This window comes from Agrobacterium salinitolerans (assembly GCF_027498475.1).
Lineage (GTDB): Bacteria > Pseudomonadota > Alphaproteobacteria > Rhizobiales > Rhizobiaceae > Agrobacterium > Agrobacterium salinitolerans.
In genome coordinates this window covers 1,388,205-1,409,395 of the sequence record NZ_JAPZLN010000001.1, presented here as the reverse complement: position 1 = coordinate 1,409,395, position 21,191 = coordinate 1,388,205, and the positions used below count along the sequence as shown (strand labels likewise).

General features: G+C 59.9%; 19 protein-coding genes. 15 read left to right on the top strand and 4 right to left on the bottom strand.

The features are described from left to right. The first annotated feature begins 209 nt into the window (after positions 1–209). The 4 genes from O9X91_RS06825 to O9X91_RS06810 all read left to right on the top strand — a co-directional run bounded on the left by O9X91_RS06825 (position 210) and on the right by O9X91_RS06810 (position 5,733). The gene (locus tag O9X91_RS06825) at positions 210–1,208 is read left to right on the top strand and encodes an ABC transporter substrate-binding protein (protein ID WP_142913667.1); all 999 of its coding nucleotides are present in this window, start codon (positions 210–212) and stop codon (positions 1,206–1,208) included. A 111-nt stretch (positions 1,209–1,319) separates the two neighbouring features. Beyond that, entirely contained in the window at positions 1,320–2,345 is a 1,026-nt protein-coding gene (locus tag O9X91_RS06820; protein WP_077981331.1) for an ABC transporter substrate-binding protein, read from the top strand. A gap of 98 nt (positions 2,346–2,443) precedes the next feature. Further along, on the top strand, positions 2,444–4,675 hold the full coding sequence (locus O9X91_RS06815; protein WP_077981588.1) for an ABC transporter permease: 2,232 nt from the start codon (positions 2,444–2,446) through the stop codon (positions 4,673–4,675). Continuing rightward, on the top strand, positions 4,672–5,733 hold the full coding sequence (locus O9X91_RS06810; RefSeq protein ID WP_142913578.1) for an ABC transporter ATP-binding protein: 1,062 nt from the start codon (positions 4,672–4,674) through the stop codon (positions 5,731–5,733). The genes O9X91_RS06815 and O9X91_RS06810 overlap by 4 nt, the downstream gene beginning before the upstream one ends. A gap of 75 nt (positions 5,734–5,808) precedes the next feature. On the opposite strand, the gene O9X91_RS06805 is transcribed toward O9X91_RS06810, so the two are convergent. Continuing rightward, positions 5,809–7,845 (bottom strand): NADH:flavin oxidoreductase, encoded by a 2,037-nt coding sequence (locus O9X91_RS06805; RefSeq protein ID WP_142913579.1) that lies wholly within the window; start codon positions 7,843–7,845, stop codon positions 5,809–5,811. Positions 7,846–7,984: 139 nt separating this feature from the next. Here O9X91_RS06805 and O9X91_RS06800 point away from each other — a divergent pair, with 139 nt between their 5' ends. The 4 genes from O9X91_RS06800 (at position 7,985) to O9X91_RS06785 (ending at position 11,777) form a co-directional block, all read left to right on the top strand. Then, positions 7,985–8,617 carry a TetR/AcrR family transcriptional regulator gene (locus O9X91_RS06800; RefSeq protein ID WP_162520551.1) on the top strand — a complete coding sequence of 211 codons (633 nt, stop codon included), beginning with the start codon at positions 7,985–7,987 and terminating at the stop codon, positions 8,615–8,617. Between the two features lie 172 nt (positions 8,618–8,789). Then, a complete protein-coding gene (locus O9X91_RS06795; protein ID WP_142913580.1) occupies positions 8,790–9,464 on the top strand; it encodes a response regulator transcription factor in 675 nt (224 codons plus the stop codon). Positions 9,465–9,499: 35 nt separating this feature from the next. Further along, positions 9,500–10,894, top strand: a complete 1,395-nt coding sequence (locus O9X91_RS06790; protein WP_193559325.1) for a sensor histidine kinase — start codon at positions 9,500–9,502, stop codon at positions 10,892–10,894. Between the two features lie 253 nt (positions 10,895–11,147). Continuing rightward, positions 11,148–11,777 carry an outer membrane protein gene (locus O9X91_RS06785; RefSeq protein ID WP_142913582.1) on the top strand — a complete coding sequence of 210 codons (630 nt, stop codon included), beginning with the start codon at positions 11,148–11,150 and terminating at the stop codon, positions 11,775–11,777. Positions 11,778–11,901: 124 nt separating this feature from the next. Here the strand turns inward: O9X91_RS06785 and O9X91_RS06780 are convergent, their stop codons facing one another. Both O9X91_RS06780 and O9X91_RS06775 read right to left on the bottom strand, forming a co-directional pair. After that, complete coding sequence (locus O9X91_RS06780; RefSeq protein WP_142913583.1) at positions 11,902–12,291, bottom strand: hypothetical protein; 390 nt, start codon at positions 12,289–12,291, stop codon at positions 11,902–11,904. Positions 12,292–12,421: 130 nt separating this feature from the next. Then, positions 12,422–12,853, bottom strand: coding sequence for a MarR family winged helix-turn-helix transcriptional regulator (locus O9X91_RS06775; protein ID WP_004433168.1), 432 nt, complete (start codon positions 12,851–12,853; stop codon positions 12,422–12,424). Positions 12,854–13,059: 206 nt separating this feature from the next. On the opposite strand from O9X91_RS06775, the gene graD reads away from it, so the two are divergent. From graD to O9X91_RS06740, 7 genes are all read left to right on the top strand, one after another. Beyond that, positions 13,060–13,599 (top strand): FADH(2)-dependent resorcinol hydroxylase reductase component, encoded by a 540-nt coding sequence (graD, locus tag O9X91_RS06770; protein ID WP_269833953.1) that lies wholly within the window; start codon positions 13,060–13,062, stop codon positions 13,597–13,599. Positions 13,600–13,636: 37 nt separating this feature from the next. Further along, positions 13,637–14,866: an FADH(2)-dependent resorcinol hydroxylase oxygenase component gene (gene graA, locus O9X91_RS06765; protein ID WP_269833954.1), complete on the top strand. Its 1,230-nt coding sequence runs from the start codon at positions 13,637–13,639 to the stop codon at positions 14,864–14,866. Between the two features lie 46 nt (positions 14,867–14,912). After that, complete coding sequence (gene tsdA / locus O9X91_RS06760; RefSeq protein WP_077981343.1) at positions 14,913–15,896, top strand: gamma-resorcylate decarboxylase; 984 nt, start codon at positions 14,913–14,915, stop codon at positions 15,894–15,896. A gap of 3 nt (positions 15,897–15,899) precedes the next feature. Beyond that, entirely contained in the window at positions 15,900–16,955 is a 1,056-nt protein-coding gene (gene graC, locus O9X91_RS06755; RefSeq protein WP_269833955.1) for a maleylacetate reductase, read from the top strand. Positions 16,956–16,970: 15 nt separating this feature from the next. Beyond that, positions 16,971–17,858 carry a hydroxyquinol 1,2-dioxygenase gene (graB, locus tag O9X91_RS06750; RefSeq protein WP_137410914.1) on the top strand — a complete coding sequence of 296 codons (888 nt, stop codon included), beginning with the start codon at positions 16,971–16,973 and terminating at the stop codon, positions 17,856–17,858. Beyond that, positions 17,855–18,193, top strand: coding sequence for a YciI family protein (locus tag O9X91_RS06745; RefSeq protein ID WP_269824535.1), 339 nt, complete (start codon positions 17,855–17,857; stop codon positions 18,191–18,193). Before graB ends, O9X91_RS06745 begins: the two co-directional genes overlap by 4 nt. A 185-nt stretch (positions 18,194–18,378) precedes the next feature. Continuing rightward, on the top strand, positions 18,379–19,665 hold the full coding sequence (locus O9X91_RS06740) for an MFS transporter (protein WP_269824534.1): 1,287 nt from the start codon (positions 18,379–18,381) through the stop codon (positions 19,663–19,665). An 87-nt stretch (positions 19,666–19,752) separates the two neighbouring features. Here O9X91_RS06740 and telA read toward each other — a convergent pair whose 3' ends face one another. Next, on the bottom strand, positions 19,753–21,081 hold the full coding sequence (gene telA / locus O9X91_RS06735) for a telomere resolvase TelA (protein ID WP_142913586.1): 1,329 nt from the start codon (positions 21,079–21,081) through the stop codon (positions 19,753–19,755). Between the last annotated feature and the right edge of the window lie 110 nt (positions 21,082–21,191).

The window sequence follows — 21,191 nt, the reverse complement described above, 5'->3', positions numbered from 1 at the left end:
TGGCAGCGGCGATCTTCAAAGGCTCGCTGGTTATCGCTGCTGTCATAAATGTAATATCTGTAATCTTGTTCGGCGGTGCGGTGAAAGATTGGTAACCATTCTTCGATTGCGGTGCGGGCTGGATGTGACATGCTGTTGGTGGAGACTGGAACGGGGAGGTTCCAGGCAGGGAGGCTTAATTGAAAGCATTGACCGCACTTGCGGCGAGCATGGTCCTATGGCTGTGCGGCGCAGGGCATGGCATGGCCGAGCCGAAGTTGAACGTCCTGTGCGGCGTCGACGAGGCCTGGTGTTTGACCATGAAGCAGGCTTTCGAAGCCAGGACCGGGCTCGAGATTTCGATGGTGCGAAAGAGCACCGGTGAAATCCTCGACCAGATTCGCGCCGAACGATCCCATCCCACTGTCGATGTCTGGTGGGGCGGTACCGGCGACACCCATTTGCAGGCCGGCTCGGAAGGATTGCTGGATGAATACCGGCCCGTCCACCAGCAGGATTTGTTGCCCTGGGCGCAGAATTTCTCGGTAATGTCGGGATCGCGGTCTGCGGGAATTTATGCTGGCGCGCTGGGTTTTGCCTATAATTCGGAAATGCTTGCGAAGAACAATCTGCCAGCGCCGACCTGCTGGAAGGACCTGGCGAAGGATGTCTATCGCGGCCATATCCTGACCGGCAATCCGAACTATTCCGGTACGGCCTTCACCATGCTGGCCACCCTCGTCCAGCTGTTTGGCGAGGAGGAGGCTTTCGGTTTCATGGCGAAACTCAACCAGAATGTCGTGAGCTATACCAAGGTGGGCGCTGCGCCCGTCAAGGCGGCGGCGCGGGGCGAGATCATGATCGGGATTTCCTTCATGCACGATGCCGTGACCCAGAAGATCGAAGGTTTTCCGCTGGTCATCGTCGCGCCGTGCGAGGGCACCGGTTATGAAATCGGGGCTGTGAGCATCGTCAAGGGCAATCGCAATTCGGCCCTTGCACAGGATTTCGTGGAATTTGCGCTGAGCCCGGAAGGGCAGGCGACCGGGGCCCAGGCCGGCCAGAACCAGGTTCCTTCCAATGCCCGGGCGACATTGCCGCTGACCGCACCTGACATATCGATGATCAAGATGGTGGATTACGATTTCGCCACCTTCGGACAGCCGGAAGAGCGAAGTCGGTTATTGAGCCGCTTCGACAGCGAAATCCACCCCACCCAGACCCAGTAGGGCCAAAACCAACATCCCGAAGAGACAGCGCGTGCTGCAAGACGCCGCGACCGGCAGCGCCATGTCTGCGCGCGGCCCAAGAATTCAGACGCAAGCTACAGGAGGATAACCATGCGACTGACGATATTTTCCACCCTGCTTTTTGCCGGCACGGCACTCAGCGCCGTTTCCGCGCAGGCGGCGGGCGAACTCAACCTGATCTGCTCGGCCGATGTCGTCATCTGCGAGCAGATGAAGGGCGATTTCGAAAAGACGCATGACATCAAGGTCAATATGGTGCGCCTGTCTTCAGGCGAGACCTACGCCAAGGTTCGCGCGGAAGCCCGCAATCCGAAGACAGACATCTGGTGGGCCGGCACCGGCGATCCGCATATGCAGGCGGCATCCGAAAACCTGACGCTCGAATACAAGTCGCCGATGCTGGACCAGTTGCAGGACTGGGCCGTGAAGCAGGCGGAAAGCACCGGTTACAAGACTGTCGGCGTTTATGCCGGTGCACTTGGCTGGGGCTACAATACCGAAATCTTCAAGTCCAAGGGTTACAAGGAGCCGAAGTGCTGGGCCGACCTGCTGGCGCCGGAGCTGAAGGGCGAAATCCAGATCGCCAATCCTAATTCGTCCGGCACCGCCTATACGGCGCTCGCGTCGCTCGTGCAGATCATGGGCGAGGATCAGGCGATTGATTATCTGAAGAAGCTTAACGCCAATATCTCGCAATATACCAAGTCGGGTTCTGCGCCGGTCAAGGCGGCGGCGCGCGGAGAAACGGCGCTTGGCATCGTCTTCATGCACGATGCGGTGGCGCAGACGGCGGAAGGCTTTCCGGTCAAATCCATCGCGCCGTGCGAAGGCACGGGCTACGAGATCGGCTCGATGTCGATCATCAAGGGCGCCCGCAATCTCGACAATGCGAAGATCTGGTACGACTGGGCGCTGAAGCCCGAAGTCCAGTCGCGCATGAAGGACGCCAAGTCCTTCCAGCTTCCCTCCAACAAGACGGCGGAAGTGCCGAAGGAAGCGCCGAAGTTCGAGGATATCAAGCTCATCGACTATGACTTCAAAACCTATGGCGATCCGGCCAAGCGCAAGTCGTTGCTGGAGCGTTGGGACCGCGAAGTCGGTGCGATCGCAAACTGATCTGAACCACTGATCTGAACTCAGGCGACAGGCATCCCGGCTTTTTAAGCCGGGGTGTCCGCCACTCTTTCATCGGCATGAAACAAGCGAGGTCGGCCATGACACGTGGCAATCGCAGGCTGGACATCGTCCTGGCGCTCGGGGCTTTTGCCCTCATTCTTCTCCCCTGGTATCGCATCGAAGGCGGCTTTTTCAGCTTCCGCTGGCTGTCCGGATTTTTCTCTTCGGCCAGCGATGCGCCCGGTGTGCTGCAAATATTGTCCTATGGAAAACCATGGCTCGTCGGCATCGTCCTCTTTTTCCTTGCCGCGTGCCTTGTTCGGCCGATGCGTGATCCAATGCGGCGTGGCGGGTTGCTTGCCTTCATAGGCGCCGCCGGTCTCTTTTTCCTCGCCTTGCAGGGGCTGGCGATCGGCTTCAGCGGCTGGACCTGGACGGCGAGCGAAAACCTCTTCGGCATGCTTGCCGACGGCCAACCCTCCATGGGCGCCGGTGCCGTCGTCATGTCGCTGGTCTTCGTGCTTCTCTTCGCCTTCGGGCTTGCAGAACGCGGAGTCATGAAAGGCGACGCCTTTGTCGTCGCCGCCATTTCGGTTCTGGTCTTCCTCGTCGCGGTTTTTGTCTTCTATCCGATCGGCAGCATGCTGATCGCGTCCGTTCAGGATTTCGACGGCTCCTTCAATGCCGATGGTTTTATTCGCAATATTCAGGATCCCGGCATCTGGAGCCTTGGCTGCGTTACGGGGGAAGAGCGTTGCGGCGTTGCCTGGCGCACGCTGTTTCTTGCCTTGATGACGGCCTTCGGTTCGACCGTGCTCGGTCTCGGCTTTGCTCTGATCGCCACCCGCACGCGCTTTCCTTTCAAGAAGGGCCTGCGCCTTCTCACCGTTCTGCCGATCATCACGCCGCCTTTCGTCATCGGACTTGCGTTGACGCTGCTTTTCGGCCGTGCCGGTGTTGTCACCGAATGGCTTTCTTACCTCTTCGGCATAGAACCGGGCCGCTGGCTTTACGGCATGACCGGCATCTGGATCGCACAGGTTCTGTCCTTCACGCCCATCTCGTTTCTGGTGCTGATCGGCGTGGTCGAAGGCGTCAGCCCGTCAATGGAAGAAGCCTCTCAGACGTTGCGCGCCGACCGCTGGCGCACCTTCTGGCGGGTGTCTCTGCCGTTGATGAAGCCCGGTCTCGCCAATGCCTTCCTGATCGGCTTCATCGAGAGCATGGCGGATTTTGGCAATCCGCTGGTGCTCGGCGGCACGCATGGCGTGTTGTCGACGGAAATCTTCTTTGCCGTCGTCGGCTCACAGAACGATCCGTCCCGCGCTGCGGTTCTGGCGATCATCCTGCTGTGCTTCACGCTTTCGGCCTTCCTTGCCCAGCGCTTCTGGCTGGCGGGCAAGAATTTTGCGACGGTGACGGGCAAGGGTGACAGCGGCGCGCATATCGCGCTTCCGCGTGGCCTGTCCATCGGCGTCCACGCTGTCGTCGTGCCGTGGATGGTCTTCACCATCGTTGTTTATGGCATGATCCTTGTGGGCGGTTTCGTGAAGACCTGGGGTCTCGACAATTCCCTGACCCTAGACCACTACGTCCGCGCCTTTTCCATCAGCTTCTCCAATGGCTCGATTGCCTGGACAGGCGTTGCCTGGAATTCGTTCTGGACGACCATGAAGATCGCATTGGTTTCCGCACCGCTGACCGCCGCCGTCGGTCTTTTGACCGCCTATATCATCGTGCGGCAGAAATTTGCCGGGCGGAACCTCTTCGAATTCGCGCTGATGATGAGCTTTGCCATTCCCGGCACGGTCATCGGCGTCAGCTACATCATGGCCTTCAACCTGCCGCCGGTGGAAATGACGGGATCGGCACTCATCCTCATCGCTTGCTTCGTGTTCCGCAACATGCCGGTCGGCGTGCGCGGCGGCATTGCGGCGATGAGCCAGCTCGACAAGAGCCTCGACGAGGCCTCGCTGACGCTGCGGGCCAATAGTTTCCGCACCATCCGCAAGGTCATCCTGCCGCTCTTGAGACCCGCGATCACGGCCGCGCTGGTCTATTCCTTCGTGCGCGCCATCACGTCCATCAGCGCTGTCATCTTCCTCGTCAGCGCCGAATACAACATGGCGACCTCCTATATCGTCGGCCTGGTCGAGAACGGTGAATATGGGGTGGCGATCGCCTATTCCTCCATGCTGATCGTGGTGATGATCACCGTCATCACAGGCTTCCAGCTCATTGTCGGCGAGCGTCGCCTGCGGCGTGAAAACCGCGTCGCCGGCCTGCCCTCTGCTTCCTCCGTTCCTCTTGCCCAGGAGAAAACCGCATGATTTCCGTAAAGCCCGGCTCCGTCACCTTTCAGAATGTCCGCAAGACCTTCGGCGCCTTCACCGCCATTCCCGACCTGTCGCTCACCATTGAGCCCGGCACGCTGGTGACGCTGCTCGGTCCCTCCGGCTGCGGCAAGACGACGACGCTGCGCATGCTGGCGGGCCTCGAGCATCCGACCTCGGGCCGTATCCTCATCGGCGACAAGGATGTGACCATGCTGCCTGCCAATGAGCGCGATGTCTCGATGGTCTTCCAGTCCTATGCGCTTTTCCCGCATATGACGGCGCTCGACAATGTTGCCTACGGCCTGCAATCCTCCGGGCTGCGCAAGGCGGAAGCGCGGGAAAAGGCGGAAGAGGGTTTGAAGCTTGTCGGCCTTGCCGGCATGGGGCATCGCCTGCCCGCCGAACTTTCCGGCGGGCAGCAGCAGCGTGTCGCGGTCGCCCGCGCTCTGGTGCTCGAGCCGCAGGTTCTGCTGCTCGATGAGCCGCTTTCCAACCTCGATGCCCGCCTTCGCCGCCGGGTCCGCACGGAAATCCGCGAATTGCAGCAGCGGCTTGGCTTTACTGCCGTCTATGTGACGCATGATCAGGATGAGGCGCTGGCTGTTTCCGACCGGATCATCGTGATGAAGGATGGCGAGATCGCTCAGTCGGGTGCGCCACGCGATCTTTACGAAGCCCCGGCCTCCGCCTTCATCGCCGATTTCATGGGCGAGGCGAATGTTGTCGGCTGCGAAGTGATCAGCATTGAGGGTTCGGACGCACTGATCCGCGTTGGCGGCATCGATCATCGGGTTTCGGCGCGCAACGCAAAACCCGGCCCGGCGAAACTTGCTGTGCGTCCCGGCTCGATTTCCATCGGACAGCCTGGCGGGCTGGGCCTTGCCGGCCGGGTGCTGCACAGCGCCTACCTCGGCGGTCACGTCGAATATGAGGTGGAAACCGATATCGGTACGCTTTTCATTGTCGACCATGCCGTGGAGACCAGCCTGCCGGCAGCGAGCAATGTGACGCTGGGGTTCAAGAACCGGGGCATTGCCTTGATTCAGGCTTGAAGCCGCTCCTGCACTCAGGATTACATGACGACAGAGGCAGATTTGTTCTGCCTCTGTCCGTCGGGAGCGCCGGTCTCAAATATCCTTTGCCAGACGCAGCGCGTCGTAGATCGCCGCATGGGTATTGCGCGCGGCGACCGCATCGCCGATCCGGAAGAGCCGGTAGGCGCCTTCCGGGTTGCGCTCAACCGTCTGGGCCGTTCCCGCAAGCAGGGCGTCATAGGAGATTTCGCCAAGGTTCTTCGAACCGGGCTTGAGTTCGAAATAAAGGTCATCCAGCGGGATCGTGCCGTGGTTGACGACGATCTGGTCGACGGTTCTCGATTTCGCCACGCCGCCATAGTCGCTGCCGACATGGGCGACAAGCTGGTTGCCATTTCTTTCGGCCGCTTCCAGCCGGTAGGTAACGGTAAAGGTGACGTCGAGCTTTTGCAGCGAGCGCATATAGGGAACGAGGTTCATCGCCATGACTTCCGGGGCGAAGGCGCGGTCGGGCGTCATGATCTCAACCCTTGCGCCTGCCTTTGCCAGAAATTCGGCGGCCTGCAGGCCCGCGTGATCGCCGGCGTCATCGAACACCAGCACATTCGTTCCCGGTTTGACGTCCCCGGAAATGATATCCCATGCCGAGACGACGAGATCGGCGCCGCTGGAAAGCACATCGGTGTGCGGCAGACCGCCGGTGGCGATGAGAACGACGTCAGGGTTTTCCGAAAGAACCGTGTCCGCTTCGGCCCAGTTGTTGAAGTGGAAGGTGACGCCCAGCCTTTGACACTGGCTCATGCGCCAGTCGATGATGCTGATCATTTCCCGGCGGCGTTCGCTTTGCGCGGTTAGCCGGATCTGGCCGCCGGGATTGTTGGCGGCCTCGAACACAACGACCTCATGGCCGCGTTCGGCACAAACGCGCGCGGCCTCGAGCCCGGCCGGACCGGCGCCGACGATCACCACCTTCCGGCGCTCCGCCGCTTTGGGTATCTCGTGCGGCATGGTTTCCTCACGGCCCGTTGCCGCATTGTGAATGCAGAAGGCGAGACCGCCCTGATAGATGCGATCGAGGCAATAATTGGCGCCCACGCAGGGGCGAATATCGTCCTCGCGTTTTTCCATGATCTTGCGCACGATATGCGGGTCGGTCATGTGGGCGCGGGTCATGCCCACCATGTCCACCTTGCCGGCGGCGATGGCGTGGCGGGCGGTGGCGACATCGGGGATCTTGGCGGCGTGGAAGGTTGGGAAACTGGTCGCGGCGCGGATTTCACCGGCGAAATCGAGATGCGGCGCGTTGGCCATGCCTTGGATTGGGATGACGTCGGTCAGGCCGGGGTCGGTATCGATATGGCCCCTGATGACATTGAGATAGTCGATCAGGCCGCTATCCTTCAATCGTCTGGCGATTTCGATGCCCTCTGCCTTTCCGGTGCCGCCCTCAAGACATTCGTCGGCGGTATAACGGACACCGAGGATGAAATCGTCGCCCACGCGTTCGCGCATCGCCCTGAAGACGTCGAGACAGAAGCGCAGGCGGTTTTCGAGTGGGCCGCCATAGGGACCGTCCAGTTCATTGGTCAGCGGCGAGACGAACTGGTCGATCAGATGGCCATAGGCTTCCAGCTCCACGCCGTCCATTCCGCCCGCCTTCATGCGTTCGGCGGCGTCGGCGAAGTCCTTGATGATACGCTCGATATCCCAGTCCTCGATCTTCTTCGGAAAAGCCCGATGCGCCGCTTCGCGATGATGAGACGGCGCAAGGATTGGCAGCCAGTCCCCCTTGTCCCAGCGGGTGCGGCGGCCGAGATGTGTGAGCTGGATCATGATCGCCGCACCCTGTTCATGCACGGCGTCGGTCATTTCCCGGATCCACGGGACGATTTCATCCTTATAGGCGAGCAGATTGTTGAAGACGGGCGGGCTGTCCCTGGAGACAGCGGCGGAACCGGCTGTCATTGTCAGCGCAACGCCGCCCTTTGCCCGCTCCACCGTGTAGGCGCGGTAACGTCCCTTCGGCATGCCATCCTCGGGATAGGCGGGTTCGTGCGATGTGACGATGATGCGGTTGCGCAGCGTGAGGTGTTTTAGCTGGTAGGGCTGCAGAAGTGGATCGCTCGACATAGCCTGCTCCAAAAGGTTTCTATCTCAAGGCTAAGCGTTAATGTACACTTGTGTCAATTTACAAAACACAATTGTCTTTCTTTTCGACATGGGTGTACATCCGCTTGTCGCGAAGAGGCCTATTTGCTACGAACTCGTTATGGAAGCGACATTGAACGACACCGGTTGGCGTGGATCGCAGGAGGGGTGGCTTGAGGCCGCCTATCAGGCTTTGCTGGAATCGGGCGTGGATTCCGTCAAAATCCTGCCGTTGGCGAAGAAGCTAAATCTGTCGCGCACGAGTTTCTACTGGTTCTTCAAGGACCGGGAGGAATTGCTGGCCGCGCTCGTCGCCCGCTGGCGGGAAAAAAACACCGGAAACATCGTCACGCAATCCGAAGCCTACGCCGAGACGATGGCCGAAGCCATGCTGAATGTTTTCGATTGCTGGCTGGATTCCTCGCTCTTCGACAGCAGATTTGAGTTCGCCGTTCGAAGCTGGGCTCTTCAGTCCGATGAGATTCTTGCGGAAGTTCGCAAGGCTGACGAGATGAGAATGGCGGCGCTTTCACGCATGTTCGTGCGGTTCGGTCACAATGAAAACACGGCGGATGTGCGTGCCCGGACCACCTATCTGGTGCAGATCGGCTACATTTCCATGCAGTCCGAGGAAGATGTGGCGGTGCGGATGCAGAGGATTCCAGACTATATCGCCATCTATACCGGTGAGATGCCGCAGCAGCGTGAGCTTGACCGGTTTTATGCGAGACACGGGTACAGACCGGGTTCGTAAACCTTAGGCGACACGTCCATAAGACCTCCCTTTTGCGAAAACACACGCAATGCCGTCGGATTTTGGCAGGCAGGGTGGTAGAAGATGAACTGTCCGTGCGTCCTCGTGCAATGTAGCTGCAACATTCAGCGAACAGTGGTGAGGGTGGCAAGGATTCATCTGGGGAACGTCATTGCGTATCTTGCTTCTTGAGGATGAACCCGAAATGGCGCGCGCGCTTCTTGAAGCCCTGCGTCGGCGCGATGTGCTTGCCGATCATGTCCGCACCATCAGCGATGCTGAAGCCCTTGCGCGGGACGGGTCATACGATGTTCTGGTTCTGGATCGCCGCCTTCCCGATGGCGAGGGGCTGAATCTGGTGGCTTCGCTTCGCCGGAGCAGGCATTCCGTGCCTATCCTTGTTCTGACGGCGCTTGGAAGTGTCGATCACCGTGTCGACGGGCTCGATGCCGGAGCGGATGATTATCTTGCCAAGCCCTTTGCAATCGAGGAGCTGCTCGCTCGCCTCAGGGCTCTGCATAGACGCGGCTCTTCTCTTTCCGACAAATATGCGCATTTCGGAAATCTGAGCATCGATCCGCGCAGCAATGAGGTCAGCATTGCCGGCTCCATCATCGAGTTGCGGCGTCGGGAATATCTGGTGCTGGAGGCGCTGATGCGTCGTCCGAACCGCATCGTCACGCGGGCGAACCTGATCGAGGCGGTCTATACGCTCGATGACGAGATCGAGTCCAACGCTCTCGATGCGCACATTTCCCGTATCAGGAAGAAGCTGGCGCAGGCGGAAGCCTCGGTGGAGATAAGGGCCGTGCGGAATATCGGTTATCTCGTCCGGTTGAAGACATGACACAGGAGCGCAATCGATCCCTGCGATGGGGGCTGATGAAGCGCCTTTTCGCATTGCAGGCGTTTCTGCTCGTGCTTTTCGTCATCCTTCTCATAGGCTGGATATGGATCATCGATCCGCGGCTCGAAGGTGCGAATGAAGAGGCCGCCCGAATTGTCGCGGAGAGCGTGACGAAGGATGGACAGGGCAGGCCGCAACTTTCGGCGACGCCGGAGCTGGCGGAGCTGAAACGGCGCTATCCTAATCTCTGGTTTGTGGTGCGGGACGCCAAGGACATCGTCTTGCAATACGGCGTTGTTCCGGCGTCTGCCCTGTCGGCGGCTTTTCCCTGGAGTTTTGACCGCGCGCGGCTGGAGGCGGCCGGTACAGTGCGCGCCACCGTGGAAAACCGGGATACATCCGCCGGGCGGCTTCAGTTCATTGCCGGGACGGAGGAAGGAATTCCCAATGACGGGCTAAGTATCTGGATCAATGTTCAGCTGGATCTGGAAAAGGATGCCGAGGGCGCCATCCGCTGGCTGACCGTGCTGCCAGCGCTGGGTTTCATCATCCTCATCGCCGTCGTGCCCATGCTGATCCTGACGGGCATCGCGACACTGCTCGTGACCCCTCGGGCGGTCGGCCGCTCTTTGAGCGGGCTGATGGAAACCGTCAAACAGGCGCAGTCCATCGATTTCGAGAACCGGTCTGAGCGGATCGACCGTTCGAAAGTTCCCCTTGAAATTATCCCGCTGGTGGATGCCTTCAACGTCGCGCTGTCGAGGCTCGATGACGGGTATAATCGCCGCAACCGCTTTCTTGCCGATGCGGCGCATGAACTGCGGACTCCGATCGCAATCGTACGCACCAGAGCCGACCTCTTGCCCGATGATGCACTGAGCCGTCAGATCAGGGCCGATATCGACCGCTTGACCCGCGTTGCGCAGCAGCTGCTGGAAATGCAGGCGGTGGGTGCGGTGAAACTGCCGGCTGAGCCGCGCGATCTCAATAGGCTTGTCGAGCGCATCGCGACCGATCTCGCCCCGATTGCGATGGATGCCGGTTACGAATTCGATTTCGAGCCAGGCGTGGGCGACGTCGTTTTCACGGTGCAGACTTCGATCATCGAGATGGCGGTCGTCAATCTCGTGCGCAACGCGATAGACCATGCCGGGGGCAAAGGCGCAATTACGATCCGGATCGATCCGGCCGGAGCCATTGAGGTCTGCGATGAAGGGCCGGGCATAGCCGTTTCGGAGCGCGGGCAGGTATTCGAGCCGTTTCACCGTATCAACACGAATTCGCCCGGAGCAGGCCTTGGGTTAAATCTGATCCAGAAGGCGGCGGAGCTTCATTGCGGCCGTGTTCTGTTCCTCGATCTCAATCCCGGCTTCTGTGTCCGGCTCGAAATTCGATCGATAGTTTCCAAAGGGGCTGCGACCGCGCGCTGATAGTGAAATTTCTTACGATTCGGTTAAGAAAAAACATCCAAACCATTTAAATAAATAAATAATTTCTAATAAAGTTCGCCCGATGTAATGCAGACGCAATTCTCGTGGGGAAAATCCCCTTATCTGCTGAACGCATCCGCATGTCATGTCGGCTGGCGCAGCAGACTAACGGGAGCCGGTTTCCGGTTCTTCAACGCGAACTGAAACTTGGCTGCGCCACAAGATGGCGCATCGGTTTCGTCTGGAGTCATTCATGTCGATCATCAAGAAATCGCTTGTCGCCGTGACCATCGCCGTCGCGGTTGCAGGCAATGCCTACTCCGCTGATCTCACCAACTACAATACGCAGCAATCCTTCGATTATGGCAATACGCCAGCCTTCTCCTGGGGCGGGGCCTATGTGGGTGTGCATGGTGGCGTCTCCTCCCCGAAATTCAACCCACTGGCCAGCGGCCGCGGCCTGACGGGCGGTGTGCAGGCCGGGTATAACTTCCAGTTCGGTTCGGGCGTGGTCGGTGCGGAACTCGAAGGGTCCTATCTCGGGAACGAGGCGCGTGTGCCGAACGGCCGGTTGCGGGAGCGTTTCCGTGGCGCGGCCAAGATGAAGGCCGGCGTGGCGCTTGACCAGACGCTCATTTACGGCACTGCCGGCCTGACCACGACGAAGTTCAAGGACGGCAATGGCGTGACGGGTCCCGATGGCTGGAAACAGGGTTATCTAGTCGGGGCAGGCGTTGAACAGAGCTTCGGCGGCGGCCTGTCGGCAAAGTTCGAATATAATTATGTGAGCACAGGAAATGTGGCCACGACGACTTCAAGCGGCAGGTCGAAGACCGATATCAGCGATCATGTCATCAAGGCCGGCCTGAACTATCGTTTCTGATCGGCCCGCCCCATGACAGGCCCAGGGAGAATTTTCAAAAGAACGCCGCCGCTTTCGAGGTGAAGGCGGCGGTACAATAACATGGACCGCAAAACAGGCGGCGCCAGATGAAATCCGGAAATGATCATTCGCATTCAAGCGACGGCTGCCGGAAACTTGTTACGTACCACTCGTTGCCGGAACTGCGCGTATAGAACGTATAATAGCAATCGATGCGTTCGACATAACCTGGCGTTTCCGACACTTCATATCGCTCACCGCGCCGCGTTGTCCGCACCTCGCCACTCGATGACCCGGAAACAACCTGTGTCTTTTTCTTCCGCCATTGAAAGGCCTGCTGGCCGGGGCCCAGACTATAAATATTGTCTGGCGGCCCATAGTCCAGCATCACGCTGGTAATGGGCGCGCCAATATAGCTTTTCATGACGGTTGAGGCGCAGGCCGTGAGCAGCATGGACGCGCCGGCGATAAGGATGATTGCTGTCGGGACTGCGAGTGAGGCTCTGCTGGACATGGGAATTCCTTTCAGCTGCGGGGACATACCGCAGGGATAGGACCAGCTTGTTGCAAGTACATTGCACGGCAAGATCGCTGGGCGGGCCGTGACTGCCGGTTGGTCTTAGCTAGTTCGCCGGTTATCTGTGTCAGAGGCCGGCAATGTTGCGGCCGATATGGCGTAGTATGCTTTTGAAGAGTTTTACTTCGGCCGGGTCGAGGCCTTCGATCGCGGTTTTTTCGAACATGGCGGCGATGGGCATGAGTTCATCGGCCAGTTCCTCGCCCTTCGGGGTGAGGGTGATGCGCACGATGCGCGCATTGTCGAGCGGTCGTTCGCGGCTGACGAGGTTACGCCGGACCATCAGCCCCACCAGCCGGGAAAGCGTGGAAATCTCCACCGACACCATGTCCGAAAGCTCGGTCAGCGTCTTGCTCTCCTGCTGCCGCAATGTGGCCAGCACCCGGTACATCGGCAGGGTAATGTCATAGGAGGCCAGTCTCACGGAAAAGCGCTCGCCAAGCCGAACGCCCACCCAGTTGAGCAGGTAGGGTACCGAGTCGGTGAATTGATAGGACACGAGCAAATCCCCGTTTGAGAGCCATCTGCGCAGATGCTGATGTGCGCCTATCGGCTGTACCGGCACAATCCATCCGTTTCAATAGCTTCGCCCCATAAGACGGGGGAATGCGGCGTTCTCCCTTTCACAAAAAATGGCGAATAACATTTGCATTGACAAACGTTGCAAATGCAAATAAATAAGAGCACAGGATTTGGGAGGATCTCATGACATCAGCATTGTTTGGCCTCGGCAGCCTTGCGCCCGAAGGCGTCGGTCAAAATTTCCGTTCAACGATGCGTCGTTTTCCGGCGACTGTGACGATTATCACGGCCTGTGCTTCGGGTGATCAGCGCGATCACGGCATGACGGTCACGGCCGTCACTTCGGTCTCGATGGAGCCGCCATCCCTGCTGGTCTGCCTGAACAATCGCACCCTGCTGCATGAGCTGTTGCTGTGCCGGCCCGATTTCATCGTCAATGTGCTGACGCAGGATCAGATTGCCGTATCGGATGCCTTTAGCGGCAAGGTGTCGCCGGAAGAGCGTTTCCGCGACGGTCAATGGCATCGCCACGACAATGGCGTTCTCTATCTGCCCACGGCCCATGCCGCCATCGCCTGCCGCCGGGTCGCGGCCATGCCTTACGGAACCCATACCGTTTTCATCGGGCAGGTTGTTTCGGCCGATGTCAGCGAGGTGACACGGCCGCTGCTTTACGAAAACGCCCAATATTGCGCGGCAAGCCCCTCGCACGAACCTGCCTGAATTTCCGCGATCAGAGCATTCCCGCAAGGAGACAATCATGAACGATATGAGCCATGCGCCGCAGCCGGTGCAAACGAACCCGCGTGCCCGCCTCGCCAGCCGCGTTGCCGGCATAGCCGATCTTTTCCGGGCGAGCGCCAGACAGACGGAGGAGGCCCGGCGCGTTCCCGCCAGCCACATCGAGGCGCTTCGCGGCATCGGTTATTTCGATATCGTCAAGCCCTGCGCCTTCGGCGGCAACGGCGGCGATTTCGCCGAGCTGGTGGAAGCCAATATCGAGCTTTCGGCCGCCTGTGCGTCGACGGGCTGGGTCGCCGGCCTGCTGTCTGCCCATCAATGGCTTCTGGCGATGTTTCCCGAAGAGGCGCAGGCCGATGTCTGGGGTGAAAACCCCGACGCACTGCTGTGCGGTTCCTATGCGCCGGTGAAGATGGCGGAGCTTGCCGATGGCGGTTATCGCCTGAGCGGCAAATGGGCCTTCGCCTCAGGCTGTGAGAACGCGCAATGGTCCCTCTGCGCCGCCATCCTGCCGCCGCAGGGCGAGGGAAAGCCGGTTCCGGCCTTCTTGCTCGTTCCCGCCGGGCAATATGTGATTGAGGACACCTGGCACGTGGTGGGCCTGGCCGGCACGGGTTCCAAGACGCTCGTTCTCGATGATGTCTTTATTCCCAAACACCGGGTTCTGACCTTCCCCGACGCCACCAGTGGGAAGACGCCCGGCGGGCATTATTATGCGGAGGAAGGCCTGTTCAACATGCCGCTTCTGACCGGAATCCCCTCCTGTCTCGCGGCGACGGGCGTCGGTGCGGCGAGGGGCGCGCTTGCCGCCTATGTCGATCACGTCGGCAGCCGGGTGACGCGCGGTGCGGTGGCGGGCGGCAATAATCGCATGGCCGAATTTCCAACCATCCAGCTGCGCGTCGCGGAAGCAGCGGCGAGCGTCGATGCGGCTTGCGAAATATTGCTGCGCGATGTCGCCCGGGCGCAGGCGCTTTCGCAGGCGAGGATCGAAGGTCGGGCGGAGTTTACCGTGGATGACCGCCTTCTCAGCCGCCGCGGCCAGTCCTTTGCGGTGTCTCTCGCCCTGCGCGCCGTGCAGGCGCTCAACGATTCCACCGGCGGCGTCGGGCTCGATCTTTCCAACCCGGTGCAGCGGGCGTGGCGCGATGCCAATGCGGTCGGCCGCCATATCAGCATGAACTGGGACGCCGTCGGCACCATGATCGGTCAGAGCATGCTCGGGCTGGAACCCAAGGGCCAATATTGATCGCTTCTCAGGCGGCAAATCATACAGTGAATTCGGAGGAAATAACATGCAAGGCAAGGTCGCTCTCGAGGAGCATTTCGCAATCCCGGAAACTCTTCAGGACTCGGCCGGTTTCGTACCCGGCGACTACTGGAAGGAATTGCAGCACCGCCTGCTCGACATTCAGGATACGCGCCTGAAGCTGATGGATGCGCATGGCATCGAAACCATGATCCTGTCGCTGAACGCACCGGCGGTGCAGGCAATCCCCGACAGGAAGAAGGCGATCGAAATCGCGCGGCGGGCGAATGACGTGCTTGCCGAAGAATGCGCCAAGCGGCCGGATCGCTTCCTTGCCTTCGCAGCATTGCCTTTGCAGGACCCGGATGCGGCGACGGAGGAATTGCAGCGCTGTGTCAACGATCTCGGTTTCGTCGGCGCGCTCGTTAACGGCTTCAGCCAGGAGGGCGATGGGCAGACGCCGCTTTATTACGACCTGCCGCAATATCGCCCGTTCTGGGGCGAAGTCGAAAAGCTCGACGTGCCTTTTTACCTGCATCCGCGCAATCCGCTGCCCCAGGACTCTCGCATTTATGACGGCCATCCCTGGCTGCTCGGCCCCACCTGGGCTTTCGCGCAGGAAACGGCTGTGCATGCGCTGCGTCTGATGGCGTCCGGCCTGTTCGACGAGCATCCGCGCCTCAACATCATTCTCGGCCATATGGGCGAGGGCCTGCCCTACATGATGTGGCGTATCGACCACCGCAATGCCTGGGTGAAGCTGCCGCCGCGTTATCCGGCCAAGCGCCGTTTCGTGGATTATTTCAACGAGAATTTCCACATCACTACCTCGGGCAATTTCCGCACCCAGACGCTGATCGACGCCATCCTGGAAATCGGCGCCGACCGCATTCTGTTTTCCACGGACTGGCCCTTCGAGAATATCGACCATGCCTCCGACTGGTTCAACGCGACGACCATTGCCGAGGCCGACCGGGTGAAGATCGGCCGCACCAATGCGCGCCGCCTGTTCAAACTCGACGGGAACTGACCCATGCAGCCGTTCGTCTACACGGCCGCGCCCGCCCGCATCGTTTTCGGGGCGGGCAGCTCGGCGGGCGCGGCGGAGGAAATCCACCGCCTTGGCCTGTCGCGGGCGCTGGTGCTTTCCACGCCGCAGCAGAAGGGCGACGCGGAGGCGCTTGCCGCCCGGCTCGGCCGGCTTGCTGCCGGCGTCTTCTCCGATGCGGCCATGCATACGCCGGTCGAGGTGACGAAAAACGCGGTCGAAGCCTATCGCGCCGCCGGTGCGGATTGCGTCGTGGCGCTCGGCGGCGGTTCCACCACCGGCCTCGGCAAGGCCATTGCGCTGCGCACCGATGCGGCGCAGATCGTCATCCCAACCACCTATGCCGGTTCCGAGGTGACGCCCATTCTCGGCCAGACGGAAAACGGGGTGAAGACCACCATCCGCGGGCCGGAAATCCTGCCGGAAGTGGTGATTTACGATGCGGAACTGACGCTTGGGTTGCCGGTCGACATCAGCATGACGAGCGGGCTGAACGCCATGGCGCATGCGGCGGAGGCGCTTTATGCGCAGGACCGCAATCCCATCGCCAGCCTGATGGCGGCCGAGGGGCTGCGGGCGATGATCGGAGCCCTTCCCGGCGTGAAGGCCGAGCCGCGGGATATCGAGGCGCGCGAAACCGCGCTTTATGGTGCATGGCTGTGCGGCTCGGTGCTTGGCGCCGTCGGCATGTCGTTGCATCACAAGCTTTGTCACACGCTGGGCGGCAGTCTCGATCTGCCACATGCGGAAACCCATGCGGTGCTTCTGCCGCACACCATCGCATATGTGGAACAGGCGGTGCCGGATTTGCTTGCACCCCTTGCCGCTCTTGTCGGCGGCAGGGCAGGGGCGGGGCTTTATGATTTCGCCGCCCGACTTGGCGCGCCGGCAAGCCTTGCGGCTCTCGGGGTCCGGTCGGACGATCTCGATCCCATGGCAGAGCTTGCAACGGCCAATCCTTACTGGTGCCCGCGGCCAATCGAAAAAACTGCGATCCGCGACCTTTTGCAACGCGCCTTCGAGGGCACGCGGCCGGAGTAACGGGAGGAGGAGACGATGGATATGAAGATGAGCAATGATGACGGCTACTTCATCGAGGAACGTTCGGCTGAAACCGTGATCGCGCGCATGCGCGATTGTGACGATCCGCGTTTGAAGGAAATCATGGCGGTCGTAACACGCAAGCTGCATGAGGCGGTGAAGGAAATCGAACCGACTGAGGAGGAGTGGATGAAGGCCATTCATTTTCTCACCGAGGTCGGCCAGATCTGCAATGAATGGCGGCAGGAATGGATCCTGTTTTCCGATATTCTCGGCGTCTCCATGCTGGTTGACGCCATCAACCATCGCAAGCCGAGCGGTGCGTCGGAATCGACCGTTCTCGGCCCCTTCCATGTGGCCGATGCGCCGGAAATGCCGATGGGTGCAAACATCTGCCTCGATGGCAAGGGCGAGGATATGGTGGTCACCGGCCGCATCCTCGATACCGAGGGGGCGCCGGTCGCCGACGCGCGCATCGATGTCTGGCAAGCCAATGACGAAGGTTTTTACGATGTGCAGCAGAAGGGCATCCAGCCCGATTTCAACCTGCGCGGCGTCTTCATCACCGGCGAGGACGGGCGCTACTGGTTCCGGGCCGCCAAGCCGAAATATTATCCGATCCCGGATGACGGTCCGGTCGGGCAGCTGTTGCGCGCCATGGGGCGGCATCCCTACCGGCCGGCGCACTTGCATTATATCGTCTCGGCGGAAGGCTTTACCACGCTCGTCACGCATATTTTCGATCCCGATGACCCCTATATCCGTTCGGATGCGGTCTTCGGCGTAAAAGAAAGCCTGCTTGCCGATTTCCAGCGGGTTGACGATGCGCGGAAGGCGAAAGAACTGGGTTTTACCAACGATTGGTTCTGGTCGGTGAACCATGATTTCGTACTTGCCAGATGAGCGGCCCGAGAAACCCAACACGGCTTTACGTGCGTTTCGCCGAAAGCGATCCCGCTACGGCTTCGCAACGTGCAGCCCATCTGGACGCCCACAAGGCCCACCTGCGCAATGGCGACGCGATGGCCGACGGTTTTAGAATTCTCGCTTCCGGCCCAATGAGCGCCGTTTCCGGCGTCTCTTCGGCCGCGCTTGTCATTGCCGAAGCTCTCTCGATCGAGGACATCATCGCTTTCAGCGAGGCCGACCCCTTCGTCATTCACGGTGTCTATAACAGGATTCGTATTTTGAACTGGACGCCAACGCTGTCGACGATTTCCGGGCTGGAGGCCGGCTAACATTTCATTTGCAATTTTTGCAAATGCAACATTTAATCGAAGGCGGGTGATACTGGCGATATGTGCTTGACGGGAGCGAGGCATGTATCAGGGTGGAGCAAGCCGGGCACTCACGGAGGATATCGCAGGGACGGGAAGACGCTTATCCATTCCGGATGGCGCGTTCTTGCGTGAAAGGGAGGAACATGTCCACGAATTATCTGAGCGCCGCGTCAGTGCGGACGAAGAACCCGGCCGGCGTTATCGCGACATGCGGCCTGATGATCATGTTTGATGGTTACGATCTTGTCGTTTATGGCGCCGTCGCACCGGCACTCTTGAAAGAAAGCGCATGGGCGCTGAACCCGGCCATGGTCGGGCGCGCCGCCGCGCTGACGCTGGTGGGCATGCTGCTGGGCGCGCTGTTTGCCGGCACCATGGCCGACCGCATCGGCCGCCGCAAGGTGGTTCTTCTCAGCCTCGCCGGCTTTTCGGCGATGATGATCGCCTCGGCCATGACGCCGAATTTTCTCGCCTTTGAAATCACACGCTTTTTCGCCGGTCTCGGGCTTGGCGCGCTTTTGCCGACGGTCACCGCGCTGGTGCTGGAATTTTCGCCGCCGCATCGCAGGGCGCAGGCCAACTCCCTGTCTTTCCTCGGTTATCTTATTGGCGGCATCATTTCCGGCGTCATGGGCATCCTTCTTCTGGAGACCTATGGCTGGCGGCCATTGATGCTGATCGGCGGTCTGCCGCTTGTTCTTTTACCGATCTTCATGCGGTTCCTGCCGGAATCGCCCGAATGGCTGGCAAGCAAGGGTCGGCAGGCGGAGGCTGATGGCATTTGCGACAGCTATGGCCTGCAACGCATCGTGCCGCATGCAAAAATCCAAAAGGGCGGGGTCGGCGCGCTGTTTTCGGAAGGCCGGATGCTCTCAACGCTGAATGCCTGGGGCATCCACTTCTGCTCGCTGCTTCTCACCTTCGGCATGGTCAACTGGCTGCCCACCATCATGAACAAGATGGGTTATGACATCAGTTCCGCGCTCAGCTTTTCCGTCATGCTCAATGTCGGGGCTGCGATCGGCATTCTCATCGGCGGGCGATTTGCGGATAAGGGGAACGTCAAGGTGGTCGTGGCGATCCTGTTTGCCATCGGCGCCGCCTCGATCTTTGCCCTGACGGTGAACAAGGGTCCGCTTCTTTATGCCTTCGTCGCCCTTGCGGGTGCGGGCACCATCGGAACGCAGATCCTCGCCAATGTTCTGGTCGGGCGGCTTTATCCCGTCCATATTCGCGGTACGGGTCTCGGCTTTTCGCTGGCGGTCGGGCGGCTTGGCGGCATTGCCGGCCCGATGATCGGCGGCGTTGTGCTGCAGCGGGGTCTGGCGCCGGAGTGGAACTTCTATATTTTCGGCTCGGTCGCACTTGTAGGGCTGATGCTGACGGTATTGACCCTGCTTTACCGCACCTCCGGTGATGCGCGGGCTTGATGAATGAAACGGCCGGCCGCGGAGGACTGAACTCTGCGGCCGGACCATCTCCGATAACGCTGCCGAGCGATTTTACGCCCGGAAGCATCATGCCTTACGGGACACCGGCGCTATCGTCGCCATCTGCTGCAACGTCCGCTCGTTTGTGCGTTTGGCCCGTGCCAGCGCATCGTCGCGATCTTCCGGCAATGTATAAGTCATATAGGACAGCGAGGTTTCGAGGTCGTTGTTGTTATGTCCGAGAATGGCGGCGAAGTAGCTGTTCTTGGTCACATGCGGCGGCGCGAAATTGTGAAAGGCCACCTCTGCATAGAGGTGCCGGAGGCCATAGGGCTTGGGAAGCTCTTCCTTCGGCCAGATATCCTCGAACAGGTTAAAAACCGTGTCCCGGAGCAGCAGACGGGTTTCCGACGAAAAATCGTCGATCGACATGCCATGCCACAATTTTCCCTGGCCGCTTTCACGCAGGCGCCTATAGGCGGCGAGAATGGTTTCCGAGCGGGCAAGCACCGGGATTTCATAGGTAATCCCGTATTTCGTTCCTTCGCCCTGTTTCGTCTTGGCCTGGCCGTTGAACAGGAGGCTCCATTTGGAGACGCCCTTGCCATAGGGGGCAGGCGAAAATTCGGCCTGGGTGAAGACCTCATAGGGGCGGCGTCCGGTCATGCCGATGAGGCCGATGCCGATCATCAGCGGATCGGCGGACAGGAGCTTATCGGCGCAGATCTTCAGAACCTCCCGGTAATTTTCGAAGGTGATCAGCGCGCCGTGCTTTCTGGCGATCTTCTCCATCTTGACCCGGCGCGCATCGTCATACATCGCGGCATCGCCGGTGGCGATCTTCAGCATCGGATGGTCGTCGCCGAAGGCCTCGCGGATGGCGTTGCGATATTTGGTGATGTAGGAGATGATCGTTGTCTGGGCCCTGCCCTGCATGGTGCTGATTTCAGCGTTCCACAGGGTCTGCATCTCTTCTTTCGTTCCCATACCGTTCATCGCCGAAATGAAATCCGCGATGCGCAGCAGAACGGTCGGCTTGCGACCGGCGGTATTGAACTCCGCCCGTTCGATTTTCTCGACGATGGAGGTCGCCACACCCGTCTTCGTATAGTCGGCGCGCGCAATATAGGTGTTCAGCCGCTCGCGCAGCTTCTTCATGTTGCAGATGGCAAGCGGCGTGCTCTTCGGCCCGAACTCGGCCTTTAGCGCATTGCGATATTTCATGATGTAGAGTTCGAGCGTCTTTTCGGTGCGGCCATTTTCGAAATGGTAGCGGACCTCGGCATCCCAAAGGTCGCGGATTTTTCTGTTGCGCAGGGTCTCATCGCTTTTCATCGCCTCTTTGACCTGGCCGACGAAATGATCGATGCGTTCCACGAGGACTGGTGTTTTCGTCTTTCGCTTTAAAGCGGGCATGCGGCGGCTCCCTGAACCCGTCCGGAAATACAAAATCCATGGTTGGCGATCAACAGCAGCACGGTTGCGGAAATGTGATGAACATCCACTGCAGGCCGGTTTCTTTTGAA